Annotated in this window: 15 protein-coding genes; 2 read left to right on the top strand and 13 right to left on the bottom strand. The window is 55.8% G+C overall.

The window, feature by feature from the left end; translation table 11 throughout:
* Positions 1-249 precede the first annotated feature (249 nt).
* Together ACU6HM_RS01715 and ACU6HM_RS01710 are read right to left on the bottom strand one after the other, a co-directional pair.
* Positions 250-696 (bottom strand): MarR family winged helix-turn-helix transcriptional regulator, encoded by a 447-nt coding sequence (locus ACU6HM_RS01715; protein ID WP_052159446.1) that lies wholly within the window; start codon positions 694-696, stop codon positions 250-252.
* Between the two features lie 2 nt (positions 697-698).
* Complete coding sequence (locus tag ACU6HM_RS01710) at positions 699-2,267, bottom strand: MFS transporter (protein ID WP_446763555.1); 1,569 nt, start codon at positions 2,265-2,267, stop codon at positions 699-701.
* Positions 2,268-2,430: 163 nt separating this feature from the next.
* On the opposite strand from ACU6HM_RS01710, the gene ACU6HM_RS01705 reads away from it, so the two are divergent.
* Positions 2,431-3,156, top strand: a complete 726-nt coding sequence (locus ACU6HM_RS01705; RefSeq protein ID WP_446763278.1) for an SDR family NAD(P)-dependent oxidoreductase — start codon at positions 2,431-2,433, stop codon at positions 3,154-3,156.
* Positions 3,157-3,281: 125 nt separating this feature from the next.
* Here ACU6HM_RS01705 and ACU6HM_RS01700 read toward each other — a convergent pair whose 3' ends face one another.
* The 8 genes from ACU6HM_RS01700 to ACU6HM_RS01665 all read right to left on the bottom strand — a co-directional run bounded on the left by ACU6HM_RS01700 (position 3,282) and on the right by ACU6HM_RS01665 (position 10,565).
* Positions 3,282-3,566, bottom strand: a complete 285-nt coding sequence (locus tag ACU6HM_RS01700) for a DUF1330 domain-containing protein (protein ID WP_009456520.1) — start codon at positions 3,564-3,566, stop codon at positions 3,282-3,284.
* An 18-nt stretch (positions 3,567-3,584) separates the two neighbouring features.
* Complete coding sequence (gene kdsA, locus ACU6HM_RS01695) at positions 3,585-4,436, bottom strand: 3-deoxy-8-phosphooctulonate synthase (protein ID WP_009456521.1); 852 nt, start codon at positions 4,434-4,436, stop codon at positions 3,585-3,587.
* Between the two features lie 76 nt (positions 4,437-4,512).
* Positions 4,513-4,893: a VOC family protein gene (locus ACU6HM_RS01690; protein ID WP_009456523.1), complete on the bottom strand. Its 381-nt coding sequence runs from the start codon at positions 4,891-4,893 to the stop codon at positions 4,513-4,515.
* 88 nt (positions 4,894-4,981) lie between these two features.
* Positions 4,982-6,628, bottom strand: a complete 1,647-nt coding sequence (locus ACU6HM_RS01685; RefSeq protein WP_336971352.1) for a CTP synthase — start codon at positions 6,626-6,628, stop codon at positions 4,982-4,984.
* A gap of 148 nt (positions 6,629-6,776) precedes the next feature.
* Positions 6,777-8,555 (bottom strand): aminopeptidase P family protein, encoded by a 1,779-nt coding sequence (locus ACU6HM_RS01680; RefSeq protein ID WP_254498980.1) that lies wholly within the window; start codon positions 8,553-8,555, stop codon positions 6,777-6,779.
* Positions 8,556-8,648: 93 nt separating this feature from the next.
* Entirely contained in the window at positions 8,649-9,302 is a 654-nt protein-coding gene (locus ACU6HM_RS01675) for a CoA transferase subunit B (RefSeq protein WP_009456529.1), read from the bottom strand.
* A 19-nt stretch (positions 9,303-9,321) separates the two neighbouring features.
* Positions 9,322-10,020 carry a CoA transferase subunit A gene (locus ACU6HM_RS01670; RefSeq protein ID WP_009456533.1) on the bottom strand — a complete coding sequence of 233 codons (699 nt, stop codon included), beginning with the start codon at positions 10,018-10,020 and terminating at the stop codon, positions 9,322-9,324.
* A gap of 122 nt (positions 10,021-10,142) precedes the next feature.
* On the bottom strand, positions 10,143-10,565 hold the full coding sequence (locus ACU6HM_RS01665) for an acyl-CoA thioesterase (RefSeq protein ID WP_009456536.1): 423 nt from the start codon (positions 10,563-10,565) through the stop codon (positions 10,143-10,145).
* A gap of 182 nt (positions 10,566-10,747) precedes the next feature.
* Here ACU6HM_RS01665 and ACU6HM_RS01660 point away from each other — a divergent pair, with 182 nt between their 5' ends.
* Positions 10,748-12,394, top strand: coding sequence for an electron transfer flavoprotein-ubiquinone oxidoreductase (locus tag ACU6HM_RS01660; protein ID WP_035272529.1), 1,647 nt, complete (start codon positions 10,748-10,750; stop codon positions 12,392-12,394).
* An 85-nt stretch (positions 12,395-12,479) separates the two neighbouring features.
* Here ACU6HM_RS01660 and ACU6HM_RS01655 read toward each other — a convergent pair whose 3' ends face one another.
* The 3 genes from ACU6HM_RS01655 to ACU6HM_RS01645 form a co-directional block, all read right to left on the bottom strand.
* Positions 12,480-13,367, bottom strand: a complete 888-nt coding sequence (locus ACU6HM_RS01655; protein WP_031232600.1) for a DMT family transporter — start codon at positions 13,365-13,367, stop codon at positions 12,480-12,482.
* Positions 13,368-13,532: 165 nt separating this feature from the next.
* Positions 13,533-15,518, bottom strand: a complete 1,986-nt coding sequence (gene acs / locus ACU6HM_RS01650) for an acetate--CoA ligase (protein ID WP_369327032.1) — start codon at positions 15,516-15,518, stop codon at positions 13,533-13,535.
* A 97-nt stretch (positions 15,519-15,615) separates the two neighbouring features.
* The gene (locus ACU6HM_RS01645) at positions 15,616-16,920 is read right to left on the bottom strand and encodes an MFS transporter (protein WP_446763277.1); all 1,305 of its coding nucleotides are present in this window, start codon (positions 16,918-16,920) and stop codon (positions 15,616-15,618) included.
* Between the last annotated feature and the right edge of the window lie 241 nt (positions 16,921-17,161).

The raw sequence follows: 17,161 nt of genomic DNA, 5'->3' as shown, positions 1-17,161 counted from the left end.
CCTAGCCTGGAAGTTGAAAAGATCAGCAAGCGCGACAGCTATAGTGCAATCAGCGCCCCCTGCCCTCCTGCTAAAACAGGATTGTACCTGCCCATGACACAGCCGTGCCATGTCTGGTCCCGAAAGCTGGAAAAAAGCCTGGATTCAAGACCCTGCCTTCATCCGGATCGAAACCGGCACGTGTTTATTATCACCAGAAACTCCGAGACTAGGCGGCGTCTCTGTAAATACAAAAAGTACCGATACGTCTCAAAGTAAATCTTTGTCGGCCGCTTTCAACAAGGCGCTTTCCCAGTTGCCCAGCAAGGTGATCAACTGATTCAGATCCTGATCAGAGAAGTCTTGCAGCATGGCTTCCACCAGACGACGACGCCGGGGCAAGGTAGCTTCCACCAGCTCGCGGCCAGCGGGGCTTAGACGCACATTGGTCAGCCGGTTGTCCTGCTCATCCGTGAAACGCTCGACCAGTCCCAGGGACTCGATGCTTTTAAGCTGCCGTGTCACTGCAGCCGGATCAATGCGCAGCAGACGCACCAACTGCTTTTGAGACAGACTGCCCTCTTCCTGGTACAGGGAAATCAGGATGCGCCAGCGTGGCAAGGGCATCCCCAACTGCTGGTCAAATGCCGCCATCAGGCTGCGATACGTGCGCCCCAGCTGCTGAGCCGCTTGAAGTTGCGGAAATTCATTCATCATGTTCAAGACTGTTCTTGACGATTAAAACGTATCGGTGGCACTTTGCGTACCCAATAAAAACACCAGACTATCAGCAGCAAGGTCACGGCCATCCCCATATTGACGGCATGTGCCAGGGCGTCGCGGGCCAAGCCCAGATACACCTGCCCTTCCTGCCCGGCCTGCTCCAGAAACTGCGTCTGCTGACTCACACTCATCAGAACTTGCGGATCTTGCAGGGAGTTGACCAGGCTTGTGGGCAAAGCCGCCAATTGCGTGCGGATGGTCTCCCCATACTGATAATTGATCAGGGTTCCGACCACAGCAGTACCCAACATGCCACCCACCATGCGCATGGACTGTAGCATGGCCGTGGCAATGCCCAGCATGGAGCGTTCCACAATTTCCTGCGCAAATACTGTCAGATTGGGCATGATGCAACCGACCCCGGTGCCAGCAATAGTGGCATAGATCACAAAATGCCAGTGCGGATCGGTCTTCTTGATGAACACCATACCCAGGCAGGCGATCGTCAACAGCACCAGGCCCAGATACAGCATCAAGGTAGGACGACGCAGGCGTGTAATCGTACGGCCATTAATAATACTGCCCACCGTAATGAACACGACCAAGGGTGTGATCAACAAACCGGCGGTTTGTGGTCGCAGGCCATACCCCCCTTGCAACAACAAGGGCGCATAGAACAAGAGACCAAACAGAATAAAGCCCAAGCCCGCAGACAGAACCAGCAAAGAGAATTGGGCTGGGCTACTGAACAAGACCAGGGGCAGCAAAGGTTCTGCCACCCGTCGCTCCCAGGTCACCAGCAGAACAAAAGCGGCCACACTGCACAGGCCAAGCAAAACCATCAAATAGCTGCCCCCATATTGCGGCAGCAACTCTACCAGCAACTGGATACAGGCCAAACCGACCATCAACAAGAAAGCACCCAAGTAATCCATGCGGACCTGGGTTTGACGAAAATGACGGATCTGCGGCAAATAGCGATAGACAAAATACAGGCTTAACAAACCCACGGGCAGATTCACATAAAACACGGAGCGCCAGCCATAGTGCTCGGTCAGAATTCCGCCCAGAAAGGGCCCTATCCCGTTCGCAATCCCAAAGGAAGCGCTCAGCATGACTTGCCAGCGCAAACGCACACGGGGGTCAGGAAACAGATCAGGCACACAGGCAAATGCGGTCCCCACCAGCATGCCCCCCGCAATCCCTTGCAAAGCACGTGCCAGTACCAGCTGCAACATGCTTTGCGCCATGCCGCAGAGCACGGAAGCCAGGGTAAACAAAACGATGGACACCAGCACAAAGCGGCGGCGTCCATAAAAATCTCCCAGACGGCCAAAGATAGGCACGGTAATCACTGAAGTCAGCAAATACGCCGTTGCCACCCAGGCATACAGTTCAAAACCATACAGCTCGGAGACAATGGTGGGCAAGGCTGTCCCGACCACGGTCTGATCAATTGCCACCAACATCACCACAAAGCACAGCCCCATCATCGCCAGTATGGATTCTGTGACTGACAAGACCCGCCCCGGCGTCTTTTGTGCTGTTTCCGATACGTTTACCATTTCCATTGACCATGCAATTATTGCCTAGTCAATAATTTTACGAGAGTGATAAAAACCTGACAAGCGCTGCCTGAATCAACCCTTATCCCGGCATCCCGGTACACAATAGCGACCATCCGGAAAGCACCGCTTTCCAAGCACATCCTCCCCACAGGAAAACAGTATGAATATCATGATTGTCGGTGCCAGCATGGGGCTGGGACGCGCCTTGATGGACGGCCTGGCCCAAGACGGCAACACGCTTTATGGCGTGGCTCGCCGGACACCCGCACCATCGGCCAACCCGCTCAGTCCCGATCCCGGCATCAATCAACACTGGATCAGTGCCGACTTGTCCCAGCCTGACGCCGCCAGCCAATTAGCAGCCGCCTGCCCGGAATCACTGGACGTGCTGATTTATAACCTTGGGATTTGGGAAGACACGGCCTTCAGTGAGGACTACGATTTCCTGTCGCAAAACGATCAGGCCATCCGTCGTCTGGTCGATGTGAATCTGACTGGAGCCTTACTGGCCATACGTCATCTGCTGCCTCATTTACTGCGCAGCAGACAGCCCCGCCTGATTCTGACTGGTTCCACCTCGGGTCTGCGTCAAAGCGGTCGCCCAGAAGTTGCCTTCGGAGCGACAAAATTTGCCTTGAATGGTTTGGCAGACAGTCTGCGTGAAGGCTATAGAGATCAAGGCCTGGCTGTCACTTGCCTGCAACTGGGCTACCTGAATACGGAAGACGGCCTGGATGTGCCACTGCACGCCGCCGCAGAGCGTGGCCAGGGCGAGACGATTCCAGTGCATGACGTGCTCACGATTGTGCGTAGCCTGCTGCAACTGTCTCCCGCCAGCTTCATACGTGAGCTGACCCTACCAGCCCTGCGTGATCCGCGTTTCTAAACAGCCACACAACTCCTTCCTGCCATCGTGCTCAAGAAGGTCGGACTGTGTCCCTGCAAGCATCAAAAAAGGGAGTGTTTTCACACTCCCTTTTTCCTGCCTGACTACATGGCGTAGTCCGCTTCTTACAGACCCTGCACCACGTACATCGTCATGTTGGCAGCACCCTCACGTGCTTGACGAGCACGGCGGTATTCCTCGGAATCGTGGAACGCCTGGGCCTGTTCCAGTGTGTCGAACTCCATAACCACGGTACGCAAAGGCGCATTGCCTTCCAGGGTGACCGTTTCACCGCCACGTACCAACACTTTCACGTTGTGGGTTTTCATGGCAATGCTGGAAAACTCCTGGTACTGCTTGTACTGCTCGGGGTTGGTTACTTCGACATTAGCAATCAAAAATGCGGACATAGTGTCTCCAAACTACTTTTAATAGCCGTGCTGTAAGGCACCGCTGTTTTTAACAATCGAATCGATCTGCTGCAATGTCCGCAGCAAGTCTGCCATCTGCGACAGAGGGACAGCATTCGGGCCGTCAGACAAGGCCTTGTCCGGGTTAGGGTGAGTTTCCATGAACACGCCCGACACACCCGCTGCGACAGCAGCACGCGCCAGGACGGGCACAAACTCACGCTGACCACCCGATGTCGTGCCCTGCCCGCCCGGCAACTGTACCGAGTGCGTGGCATCAAACACGACCGGGCAATCCGTGGCGCGCATGATCGCCAGGGACCGCATATCGGACACCAGGTTGTTGTAGCCAAAGGAAGCACCACGCTCACAGACCATGATGGTGGAGCCATCTCCGCCCATTTCCATCGCTGCCGCACGTGCTTTTGCCACCACCTGCACCATATCCTGAGGAGCCAGGAACTGGCCCTTCTTGATATTCACGGGTTTCAGGGTAGCAGCGCAGGCCTGAATAAAGTCGGTCTGACGGCACAGGAAAGCCGGGGTTTGCAGCACATCCACGACGGCCGCCACATCATCGACCTGGTCCTTGTCGTGCACATCGGTCAGGACCGGCACTTTGTAGTGCGAGCGCACATCCGCCAGAATCTGCAGACCTTCGGCCATGCCGGGGCCACGATAAGACTTGTCCGAACTCCGGTTGGCCTTGTCAAACGAGCTTTTGTAGATAAAGGGGATACCCAGAGCCGAAGTAATCTCAGCAAGCTGGCCCGCTGTATCAAACGCCATTTGACGCGATTCAATCACACAAGGGCCAGCGATCAGAAAAAAGGGCCGATCCAGGCCAACGTCGTAACCGCATAAATCCATAATAGACCTCGTTTCAGTATTTCTGCATTCTCCCACATTCCTGACGGCGCTGCTGCACCGCAGTGCAGCAAGCCTGTCAGCCCAATCGTTCGGAGATTTCGATCAGGTTCAAGTCCGGGTCGCGCACATAGACTGAGCGAATCGGGCCGGTAGCTCCTGTACGCTGCACCGGCCCTTCAATAATGGGCCAAGCTTGTGACTGCAGATGCGCGATCACCTGCTCCAGCGGAATGCTGGCAATAAAGCACAGGTCCAGCGCCCCCGGCACCGGCAAATGCGCCTTGGGCTCGAACTCCTGCCCACGCACATGCAAATTGATCTTTTGCGAGCCAAAGCTGAAGGCAATGCGTCCTTGCCCAAAGACTTCCTGCTTCATGCCCAACACTTGTGTATAGAAATGGGTTGTGGCTTGCGGGTCGGTACAGGTCAGCACCAAATGATCCAGCTGTTCGATCATGACAACTCCCAGGAAAGCGGGCAACGCACTCTGTCGCCCCGAATGAAAAAGCCCGCGTAGCGCGGGCCTTTTCAGTCATACCAAATTATCAGGCTGATTTTTTCTGGTAGTCCAGAGCAGCTTTGATATAGCTGGTAAACAGCGGATGGCCATCACGCGGAGTGGAAGTGAATTCCGGATGGAATTGCACGCCCATGAACCAGGGATGATCAGGCAATTCCATGATTTCTGGCAGGTTCTCGGTAGGAGTACGAGCGGAAATCACCATGCCCACTTCTTCCAGACGTGGCACATACAAGGTATTCACTTCGAAACGGTGGCGGTGACGTTCATTTACTTCCGGACCGTAAATGGCTTCAGCACGCGAACCTGGCTTCACTGGGCAACGCTGTGCGCCCTTGCGCATGGTGCCGCCCAAATCGGAGGAACCATCACGGTGCTCAATCTTGCCTTCGCGGTCTGCCCATTCGGTAATCAAGGCCACAACCGGGTGCACGGCCGATGGATCGAATTCGGTCGAGTTCGCGCCCACCAGATTGCCCACATTGCGAGCAAATTCAACCACCGCCAATTGCATGCCCAGGCAGATACCCAGGAATGGCACGCCGTTTTCACGAGCGTATTGAATGGCGCGAATCTTGCCTTCGGTACCGCGTTTGCCAAAGCCGCCTGGCACCAGAATGGCGTCCAGACCTTTCAGGCAATCGGTGCCTTCGTTCTCGATGACTTCGGAATCCAGGTACTCGATATTGATACGGGTACGGGTGTGAATACCGGCGTGAACCAGTGCTTCGCTGAGCGACTTGTAGGATTCGGTCAGGTCTACGTACTTGCCGACCATACCGATACGCACTTCGTGCTCCGGATTTTCCAAGGCCTGTACCAGACGATCCCACATGGACAGATCAGCCGGTGGAGGCGACAGCGCCAGTGCATCGCACACCAGGCTGTCCAGACCTTGCTTGTGCAGCATGGCTGGAATCTTGTAGATGGAATCCGCGTCCCACACCGAAATCACGGCGTCCATGGGCACGTTGGAGAACAGCGAAATCTTGGCCAGTTCGTCGTCAGGAATGACGCGATCCGCACGGCACAGCAAAGCGTGTGGGTGAATACCGATTTCACGCAGCTTTTGCACCGAGTGCTGGGTAGGTTTGGTTTTCAGCTCGCCTGCCGATGCAATGAAAGGCACCAGCGTCAGGTGAACAAAAGCGGTGTTGTTGCGGCCCAGACGCAGATTCATCTGGCGGGCAGCTTCCAGGAAAGGTTGGGATTCGATATCACCCACTGTGCCGCCGATCTCGACGATGGCAACATCGGCCTCACCATTGTAGGCAGCCTTGGCGCCACGAATGATGAAATCCTGGATTTCGTTGGTGATGTGCGGGATAACCTGCACGGTCTTGCCCAGATAGTCCCCGCGACGCTCTTTGCGCAGCACGGATTCGTAAATCTGGCCCGTGGTGAAGTTGTTGACCTTGCGCATGCGAGCGGAAATAAAGCGCTCGTAGTGGCCCAGGTCCAGGTCGGTTTCCGCACCATCCTCAGTAACAAACACTTCACCGTGCTGGAAGGGGCTCATGGTGCCCGGATCTACGTTGATGTAGGGATCCAGCTTGAGCATAGTCACGCGCAAACCGCGGGACTCCAGGATGGCAGCCAGGGATGCAGCCGCAATACCTTTGCCCAGGGAGGACACAACGCCTCCCGTTACGAATACATATTTGGTGGTCATTATAAAAGGCGCCTGAGGTCAAATCAGGCGATAGCGGGAAATTTGGATTATAACGGCAAGCGCCCATGCTTGGCGACCCGACTAGTGGCATTTCACAGCGGAAATACCACTAGCCCTTGCAGCTATTGACAAGAGCAGAGGGTGGCGATCAGATCGCCTGCGTCCTTTGCTCAAGCCACTTGCGTGCATCCCCCTGAACACGAGGCAAGAGACGTTCACGCACTTGCTGATGATATTCATTGAGCCAGTTACGCTCGGCAGCCGTCAGTAGTGCGGCATCTATACAACGCGTATCAATGGGGCACAGGGTCAGGGTTTCAAAACGCAGGAACTGCCCGTACTCGCTGCGCAGGGCCGGAACCGCCGCCACCAGATTCTCGATGCGAATGCCCCATTGGCCGGGACGGTACAAGCCAGGCTCGTTGGAGGTAATCATGCCGGCACGCATGGCGGAATGAGGCCCGATACGACCGCGCCAGGAAATGGACTGCGGGCCTTCATGCACATTCATGAAGTAACCCACGCCATGGCCAGTGCCATGACCAAAGTCCAGGCCCTGCTCCCACAAAGGCTGACGGGCCAGTACATCAATTTGCTGACCGGCAATGCCTTCCGGGAACACCAGCATGGACAAGGACACCATGCCTTTGAGCACCAGCGTGAAGTCACGAATCTGCTCGGCAGACACCTGACCTACCGGCACTACACGGGTAATGTCGGTCGTCCCGCCCTGATACTGCCCACCCGAGTCGATCAGCAATAAACCATTGCCGTCGATGTGGGCATGGGACTGCTGGGTAGCCTGATAGTGCGGCATGGCACCATTGGCGTTATAGGCGGCAATCGTGCCAAAGCTGGGGCTGACAAAACCTTCCTGACGAGCACGCGCCGCGCAGATATGTTCGTCCACATCCAGCTCATTGACATCGCTTTGCTGTTCAAACCAGGCAAAGAACTCGCACAAGGCAGCGCCGTCTTTTTCCATGGTTTCACGCACATGATCCAGCTCGGCATCGGTCTTGCAGGACTTGAGCAATTGAGCGGGATTGATGTGTTCGACCACATTCAAATGCGCAGCCAGTTGGGCGGCCCAGGCCGTGGTCCGAGCCATATCCAGCAAGATGGGCATGGATGCCGGCAAGGCGCGCATGAAGGAGGACAGTTCGGTATAGCCTTGAACTTGCACGCCATCCACAGCCAGCGCCTCCTGTATGCCTGCTGACAGCTTGTTGCTATCCACAAACAGAAACGCCTGATCCGGGCCTATCAGCAGGTACGACAGGAACACCGGGTTATAGGACACATCGCTGCCGCGTAAATTCAAGGTCCAGGCAATATCATCGAGCGCACTCAGCAAATGCCAATGTGCCCCCTGCTCCTGCATGGCCGCCCGCGTGCTGCTCAAGTTTTCCTGACGAGTGCGGCAGGCAAACGGGGGTAAATGCTCCACCACCTGACCAACAGGTGCAGCAGGTCGCTCCGTCCAGATAGGGCTGAGCAAGTCAGCCTCCAGCACCCATTCCAGCTCTGGCGTCGCTTTTTGCCAGGCCAGCAGACTTTGTGCCGACACCGACTGGCTATCCAGTGCGACTCGCGACTGGGCAGGCAAATGTTCCGCCAGCCAGTTGGCTGGCTCCGGCACCCCGGCCTCGCCCGCACGTTGCAATTGAATGCCGCTACCTTCCAGCTCCTTGGCAGCCTGTTCCCAATAACGGCTATCGGTCCACAAACCGGCCCAATCTGCCGTCACCACCAGGAGCCCGGCCGACCCGACAAATCCGCTTAGCCACTGACGGCTTTTCCAGCGATCGGGCAGGTATTCAGACAGATGGGGGTCAGATGTAGGCCAGATACTTGCCTGCACGGACTGAAATTGCATTTGTTCGCGCAGCGCCTGCAAGCGTGCGGCAACGGGGGGATGGGCCATGCCAACTTCCTTTACATAAACAGCGTTCACGCACCGATCAAGCATAAAAAAAGCTCCGACTCGCGCCGAAGCTTTTTTAGCCAGAGAGACCGATCAGGCCAAAGCACTGACGTCCAGCGGGACGCCTGTCTTGGACTGAATGTACTCAAGGCTGACTTCTGGTGCCAACTCAAGCAACTTTAAACCATTTTCCGTCACTTCCATCACCCCCAGATCGGTAATGATGAGGTCAACTACCCCCACGCCCGTCAGGGGCAAGGTGCAAGAAGGCAGAATTTTCAGGTCTTCTGTGCCGTCTTTCTTGGTGGCCACGTGTTCCATCAGAACCACGACACGGCCAACGCCAGCGACCAGGTCCATGGCACCACCCATACCCTTGATCATCTTGCCGGGAATCATCCAGTTGGCCAGATCACCCTTTTCCGACACCTGCATGGCACCCAGAATCGCGATATTGATCTTGCCGCCGCGAATCATGGCAAACGAGTCTGCCGAGGAAAAGATGGACGAACCGGGCAAGGTGGTGATGGTTTGCTTGCCTGCGTTGATCAGGTCAGCGTCAATCTTGTCCTCAGTCGGAAAGGGGCCGATACCCAGCAAACCGTTTTCCGACTGCAGCCAGACCTCAATACCTTCGGGCACGTGGTTGGCAACCAGCGTAGGCAAACCGATACCCAGGTTGACGTAAAAGCCGTCCTGAAGCTCCAGAGCGGCGCGTGCCGCCATTTGATCTCTATTCCAAGCCATTATTATCTTGCCTCGCTAATCAGGAAGAACGAACGGTACGCTGTTCAATGCGCTTTTCGGGCTGGGCATTGAGCACGATACGGTGCACATAAATACCGGGCAAATGCACATCATCCGGGTCCAGGCTGCCGGTCTCGACAATTTCCTCGACCTCGACAATGGTGATTTTTCCAGCCATGGCCACGTTCGGGTTGAAGTTGCGCGCGGTCTTGCGAAACACCAGGTTGCCGCTGCGGTCGGCCTTGTAAGCTTTAACCAGCGATACATCGGGCACCAGGGCCTCTTCCATCACGTATTGCTGACCGTTGAACTCGCGGATTTCCTTACCGTCAGCCACGATAGTGCCCACACCCGTTGCGGTAAAGAACGCAGGGATGCCTGCGCCACCGGCACGCAGCTTTTCAGCCAGTGTGCCCTGAGGAGTGAACTCCAGTTCCAGCTCGCCCGCCAGATACTGGCGCTCGAACTCCTTGTTTTCGCCCACATAGGAGGAAATCATCTTGCGGATCTGGCGTGTTTCCAGCAACTGACCCAGACCAAAGCCATCCACCCCGGCATTATTGCTAATGCAGGTCAGGTTTTTGACTCCGCTATCGCGCAGCGCAGCAATCAGCGCTTCGGGAATTCCGCACAGGCCGAATCCACCTACCGCGACTGTCTGTCCGTCGGCAACGACCCCCTGCAACGCCTCCTTGGCGCTTGGATAGACTTTATTCAATTGACTCTCCAATAACTCTTTAATTGGCCTAAACAGCAAACTTTGTCCAATAATGCCGCTATGCACCATACAGTGCTATCAGGCATTCTACGACTTGACTATGCTTTCCGTATACGTAAAGCTTAACCCTGAAAAACCGAGTGTATCTGTTTACGCTCATCTTCGGTCCAAGGTTGTGAGCCGCCTTGGGGGTTAATGGACACGAGCACACAGCGGCCACGTGCATAAATGACATCAGCTTGATTTGCGTCACATACAAAGACTTCCAACTCAATGCTGCTGCCACCGACTTTCAGCAATTTGTGCACAATCCGCACAGTGGCCGGATACAGGACCGAACGCAGGAAATCCAGGCTGGCGTGCGCCAGCACCCCGGTACGTGGAGAAGGTGGCACCATGCCCAGCTTCATCATTAACTGGACACGGGCTTCCTCGATGTAGCGAAAGTAGACCGTATTGTTAACATGATTCATGGCATCCAGATCGCCCCAGCGCACGGCAATATCAAAAGTGGCTCCTGCACCAGAATCTACTACTTGTGTCATTACATGCTCTCCTTACTGATATTTACTGATGAAGCCGGAAGCCAAGGGGCACTGCCTCTGGCCTCTGAACTCAAAACGGGATTGCTCAGACTACAATACAATCGACCGTACGCACAGTACACGAATTTCACCCGCCAACAATCAAGAACAAAGCGCTAAGCCGTAATAGGAGATCAGCAGCAATGTCTGAACGTGAATCGATGGAATATGACGTTATTATCGTCGGCGCTGGCCCTGCAGGCCTGGCCACCGCGATACGTCTTAAACAGCTCGCCCAAGAAAAAGAACAAGAAATCAGCGTCTGTGTCCTGGAAAAAGGCGCTGAAGTGGGTGCCCATATCCTGTCAGGCGCTGTCATGGACACGCGCGCCCTGGACGAGCTGCTGCCAGACTGGAAAGCGCAAGGCGCTCCTATTTCGGTAGAGGTGACTGAAGACAAATTCCTTTTCCTGACCGAAAAAGGCGCACGCAGCACCCCGATGTGGTTGCTGCCTGACTGTTTTAAAAACCATGGAAATTACATTGTTCGCCTGGGCAATGTCGTGCAATGGATGGGTGAACAGGCCGAGGCCCTGGGCGTGGATATTTTCCCCGGCTTTGCCGCTGCCCACATTCTGTATGACGACAACGGCGCGGTCCGTGGCGTCCTGACGGGCGATATGGGTGTGGCCCGCGACGGCACGCACACCGCCCACTATCAACCCGGCATGGAACTGCTGGCGTCCTACACCATTTTTGCCGAAGGTTCGCGTGGCCACCTGGGCCGTGAGCTGACCGAGCGTTTCAAGCTGGACGAGTCCCGCAATGCCCAAAGCTACGGCATTGGCATTAAAGAACTGTGGGAAGTGGACCCCTCCCAATCGCAGCCCGGCCTGGTGATCCACACCGCTGGCTGGCCACTGGATTCGGACACCTACGGCGGCTCTTTCCTGTACCACCTGGATAACAATCTGGTCATGGTCGGGATGGTAGTCGGTCTGGATTACGCCAACCCCTGGCTGTCTCCCTTTGAAGAATTTCAGCGCTACAAAACCCACCCTGCCCTGCGCGCCACGTTTGAAGGCGGCAAGCGCATTGCTTACGGGGCTCGCTCCCTGACCGCCGGTGGTCTGCTGGCGCTGCCCAAGCTCAGCTTCCCCGGTGGTGCTTTGGTCGGTTGTGATGCCGGTTTCCTGAATGCTTCGCGCATCAAGGGTAGCCACGCTGCGATCAAATCCGGCTCCCTGGCCGCTGAGGCCGCTTTTGAAGCCTTGCAAGCCGGACGCAAGCAAGACGAGCTGTCGCAATTTGCAGAAAAGTTCAAACAGTCCTGGCTGCATGAGGAGCTGAACAAGGCCCGCAACTTCAAGCAATGGTTCAAGAAAGGCCGCTCGATTGCATCCGTCATGACCTTTGTGGAGCAAGGCCTGTTCAAAGGAAAAATGCCTTGGACACTACGCAACAACAAGCCTGACCACGCCTGTTTGCAGCCTGCAGCCGAATGCGCGCGTATCGACTACCCCAAGCCAGATGGCAAGATCACCTTCGATCGTCTCAGCTCCGTGTTTATTTCAAACACCAACCACGAAGAAGACGAACCTGTCCACCTGACGCTGAAAGATCCGTCCGTTCCTGTGGCGGTGAACCTGGCTCGCTACGGTGGCCCCGAAGCCCGTTTCTGTCCGGCTGGCGTATACGAGTTCATCAAGACTGAAACTGGCGACGACAAGCTGCAGATCAATGCACAGAACTGCGTGCACTGCAAAACCTGTGACATCAAGGACCCCACCCAGAATATCGTCTGGGTTCCCCCGCAAGGCGGCGAAGGTCCGGTGTACAACGGCATGTAAAAACAAATCTGGCCTTGGTGTCACCGCCAAGGCCAGAAGTATTAATGTCGAAAAAGCCACCCCTCAGGGTGGCTTTTTTTTTGCTCTATGACTTGCGAGATCGGCTGGGCCAGTTCACTACGAACAGCCCCAATAGAATCAGGCCTGTCCCCATTAACTCCAGTTGAGTTGGCCATTCGTCCAACAACAGCCAGGCCAGCAAAACAGTCAGTGCAGGCACGCCCAGACTGGACATCCCCGCCAAGGTCGCGCTGACACGACTGACTACCGCCATCCACAGCAGCCAACCTACCCCAGTTGCAATCACGCCCAGGTACAGAACGCCACTGAACATCTGCCATTCCATCACGATAGGACGCTGGGAAATCAGGAAGCTCAAGGGCAGAACAATCACAATCCCCAGAAGACACTGCCAGACTGTGGCATTGAGCAGCTCCACTCGATGACGCTCAAATAGCTGTTTGGAGAAAACCGCCCCCAAGGCCCAGCTCACGCCACTCAATGTCGCCAGAACCGAACCAAGTATGCCGCCCATTCCTTCCCAGGGCGCAATCAGAAGCATCAAGCCCAAAATCGCGGGCACCATACCCATTACGTGACGTTTCTGAGGTCGTTGCCCCAACATGGGCCAGGACAACAGCAGAATCCAGATTGGCATGGTGTAGGCCAGGGCCACCATCTTGCCTGCCCCACCGGCTTGCAAGGAAAACTGGCTAAGCAGTTGAAAGCCGGTAGTCTGGAAAATGGCGACGCCCAGGCTCAGCTTCCATGGCGTAGGACGTAAATGCCCGCCTTTAAGACGCAGCACCAGCCATAAAAAAACAAATGCCACCGCATAGCGTGCTGCAATCAGATCCACTGGCCCGATGTAGACAGTCATCGCCTTCATCACGACCCAGCTCATGCCCCAGGTCAGTACCACCAAGCCCATCAGCGCCAAAGCGCCCCTGTCTGCCTGCTGTTCCCCGCTCAAACCTTTCCCCTTTTCTTTGAATTCATGGACCGATGTTTTGGCCACGGACTCAATGCTAGGCTAATTCCACACCGCGCAGGTTTTCAGTAACAAAATAATCAGGAGAAATAAAAAAACCCTGGCTCTGCAAAGAAACCAGGGTCAAACAGGAACTACCAAATAAAATTAGTGCGCTTCGGACAACTGATCCAGAATGGCCGGATTCTCCAGCGTGGATACGTCTTGGGTGATCGGCTCGTTATTGGCAACAAAGCGCAGCAAACGACGCATGATCTTGCCCGAACGTGTCTTGGGCAGGTTTTCACCAAAGCGGATCTCACGAGGCTTGGCGATAGGACCGATTTCCTTGCCTACCCAATTGCGCAGCTCAGCGGCAACCTTGTCGGCCTCTTCGCCGGAGGGCAGATCACCATTCAGCACCACAAAGGCCACAATGGCTTCACCCGTCGTGGGGTCAGGCTTGCCCACAACAGCGGCTTCAGCGACCAGCGGGTGTGCCACCAGGGCAGACTCCACTTCCATCGTGCCCAAGCGGTGACCCGAAACGTTCAGCACGTCGTCGATACGGCCCATGACCCAGAAGTAACCGTCAGTATCACGCTGTGCGCCGTCACCGGCCAGGTAATAGCCTTTCAGCTCGGGGGGGAAGTAGCTTTTCACGAAACGGTCTGGATCGCCCCAGATGGTACGGATCATATTGGGCCAAGGCTTGCGAATGACCAGGAAGCCGCCATTGCCGCGTTCCGCTTCTTCACCCACCTCGTCCACAATGGCAACGTCCATGCCGGGGAACGGCAGGCCGCAGGAACCGGGTTTCAGGGGAGTGGCGCCAGGCAAGGGAGTAATGACGTGACCGCCGGTCTCCGTTTGCCACCAGGTATCCACAATAGGGCAACGCTCGCGGCCCACATTCTTGAAATACCACATCCAGGCTTCGGGGTTGATGGGTTCACCCACCGAACCGATGATGCGCAGGGTATCCAGATTGTATTGCTTGGGATGAATGGCCTCGTCCGCTTCGGCTGCCTTGGTCAAGGAGCGAATAGCGGTAGGTGCGGTGTAGAACACCGTCACGCCGTGGCGTTCAATCATGTTCCAGAAACGGCCAGCATCCGGGTAGGTAGGCACGCCTTCAAACACAACCTGCGTCACGCCAGCAGCCAGAGGGCCGTAAGTGATGAAGGTGTGGCCTGTTACCCAACCGATATCGGCGGTACACCAGAACACATCGCTGTCCTTGGCATCGAAGGTCCACTGCACGCTCAGCATGGCACCCAGCAGATAACCTGCCGAGGAGTGCTGCACGCCTTTAGGCTTGCCCGTAGAGCCGGAGGTGTACAGAACAAACAGAGGGTGCTCTGCATTCACGGACACGGCTGGGCACTCGCTGCCTTGACCTTTGACAGCATCTTCCCACCACAGATCGCGACCTTCATGCCAGGCAACGGGGCCGCCCGTGCGCTTGTACACAATGACGTGACGCACGGCTTCGCAGTCACCGCCGCTCAGGGCTTCGTCAACTGCATTTTTCAGGGGGATGGCACGGCCACCACGACGCTGTTCGTCAGCGGTAATGACCAGGGAGGCACCCACGTCCACGGCACGTTCGTGCAGGCTCTTGGCCGAGAAACCACCAAACACGACGGAGTGAGTAATACCCAAACGGGCACATGCTTGCATGGCCACAATGGCCTGCACCGACATGGGCATGTAGATCAGGGCACGTTCGCCCGTCTTGTAACCCAGGGCTTTCAAACCATTGGCAAACTGGCAAACCTGTTCATACAGTTCGCGGAAGGTCACTTTGGTGACTTCACCACCGTCGGCTTCAAAGATCAGTGCAGTTTTGTTTTCAGTGGGGGTGCCAAGGTGCTTGTCCAGACAGTTGGCCGAGACGTTCAGCTCGCCATCATGGAACCACTTGTAAAACGGGGGCTTGCTGTCGTCCAGAACCTGGGTAAAAGGCTTGGTCCAGACCAGACGATCGCGGGCCAACTCCGCCCAGAAACCGGGGTTGTCCTGCTCGGCTTTCTGGCAAAGCTCCTGGTAGGCCGCCATGCCAGCAATGCTTGCTTCGCGTTCCAGTTTGGGGAACACGGGAAAGACTCGGCTTTCCGACAGGACGGATTCAATAGACGTTGGACCGCTCATGGTGTTGGCTCCTTTATTTTCCATATTTGGTGTTTTTTTTGGGCCACGCATGGGCAGCCCAGCTTAATTTTATATAAACGTAACGCGCCTTACTTACTCAATCCTGACAACTGAGATCGGCTTGATTCTTGGCCAAAATGCCGCGCTGAAAATTCAAACGCGACAGGATCAGCAGGCCCGCCAGAAAGAATAATCCCGTGCAGGCCAGAGCCAAGCGGTGGTTCCCGCCGCTTAGCCAAGTCACCAGACCGTAAGACAGCGGACCACATACTGCGGCCAGTTGAATGGCAAAGGTCCACAAGGCGAAAAATTCAGCCAGACGACTCTTGGGAGCCAGCAGTCCAACCATGGCTCGCCCCGCACTTTGGCTACTCCCTATGCATAGCCCGGCGACGGCTGCCGCCGCCCAGAACCCCGCCAGGGAACGCGTGCTGACAGCAATGCCCACCATGACCAGCCAGGCACACAGCGTCAGTGCTAGAGCACGTCTATGGCCGATGCGATCCTGCACATGTCCAAACAACAAAGCCCCCACAGCGGCCGCAATATTGACGGTAAAGATCAGTGTCATGGTTTGCGCCATGGTGAAACCCATGGCCTCGGTGGCATACACCGCCGACAAGGTAATAATGACGGCAATCCCGGCTTGATAGGCAGCACCACATAACAACAAGGTGCGGAAATCGGGAAAATGCTGATGCACATCACGCGCCGATGCAATCAGGCGCGACAACATGCCCTGCTGCTCTGCCCCGCTGGGTGCACTGCGTTCGCGCAGAAACAGAAAAGAAGGCAAGGCTGACAAGGCAAACAAGGCAGCCGTAATCAGGGCAATTCCCGGCACATACTCCTGAGCCGTCCACCCTTGCGAGGTCGCCCAGGTCAGAAAAGCCAGGGAAAGTCCCAAGGCCAACATGCCACCAAAATAACCAAAACCCCAGCCCCACCCGGAGACACGCCCCAAGGCGTCAGGCCGGGCAATTTCCGGCAAGAAAGCGCCGATGATGGACTCGCCTATGCAGTAGCAATAATTGGATAAAGCGATAAAAACCAGGGCCCAGACGATGTCATTGGGACCGGCCCAATACAGCATCACGGTTGCCGACACACAGCCTATGGTGCTGGTGAACAAAAGTCGCCTTTTGCCTTGACGTGCATCGGCTTTTGCACCGAGCCCCGGCATGGTCAACATGATGCTCAAATACGAAGCGGACAAGGCCAAGGTCCACGCCAAGGTAGCCCAGCTGCGGCCTTCGGCGACGACACCAACAAAATAGGCACTGTAAACACTGGTCAAAATGACGGTGGTGTAGCCAGAGTTTGCGAAATCATACATAGCCCAAGCCCACAACTCGCGCAGCCGTACTCCTTCGTTCAGGGCTTTCCCTAGGGCCTGTCCCATAAATCGCATCATTCAATCCCTATAAACAGTAAAACTTCGCTCTATTTCGGCTAACTTTCAACAAGTCAGCAAGAAGAGCACTGGACCCATGCACAGGGCCTGAAAACCGCTGTCAGCCGCACTTTGCAACAGTATGATTCAATCGCAAAATACACTCCTACAATGCTTTACGGTGCAATTATCATCCGGTACACTGCCAAACATTCAACGCACAGCAACGTCCGGCAAAGTATGGTGCTTT

It is taken from the genome of Alcaligenes sp. RM2, from assembly GCF_052931795.1.
The sequence above is the reverse complement of the archived record's forward strand: the minus strand, read 5'-3'. Positions and strand labels throughout refer to the sequence as shown.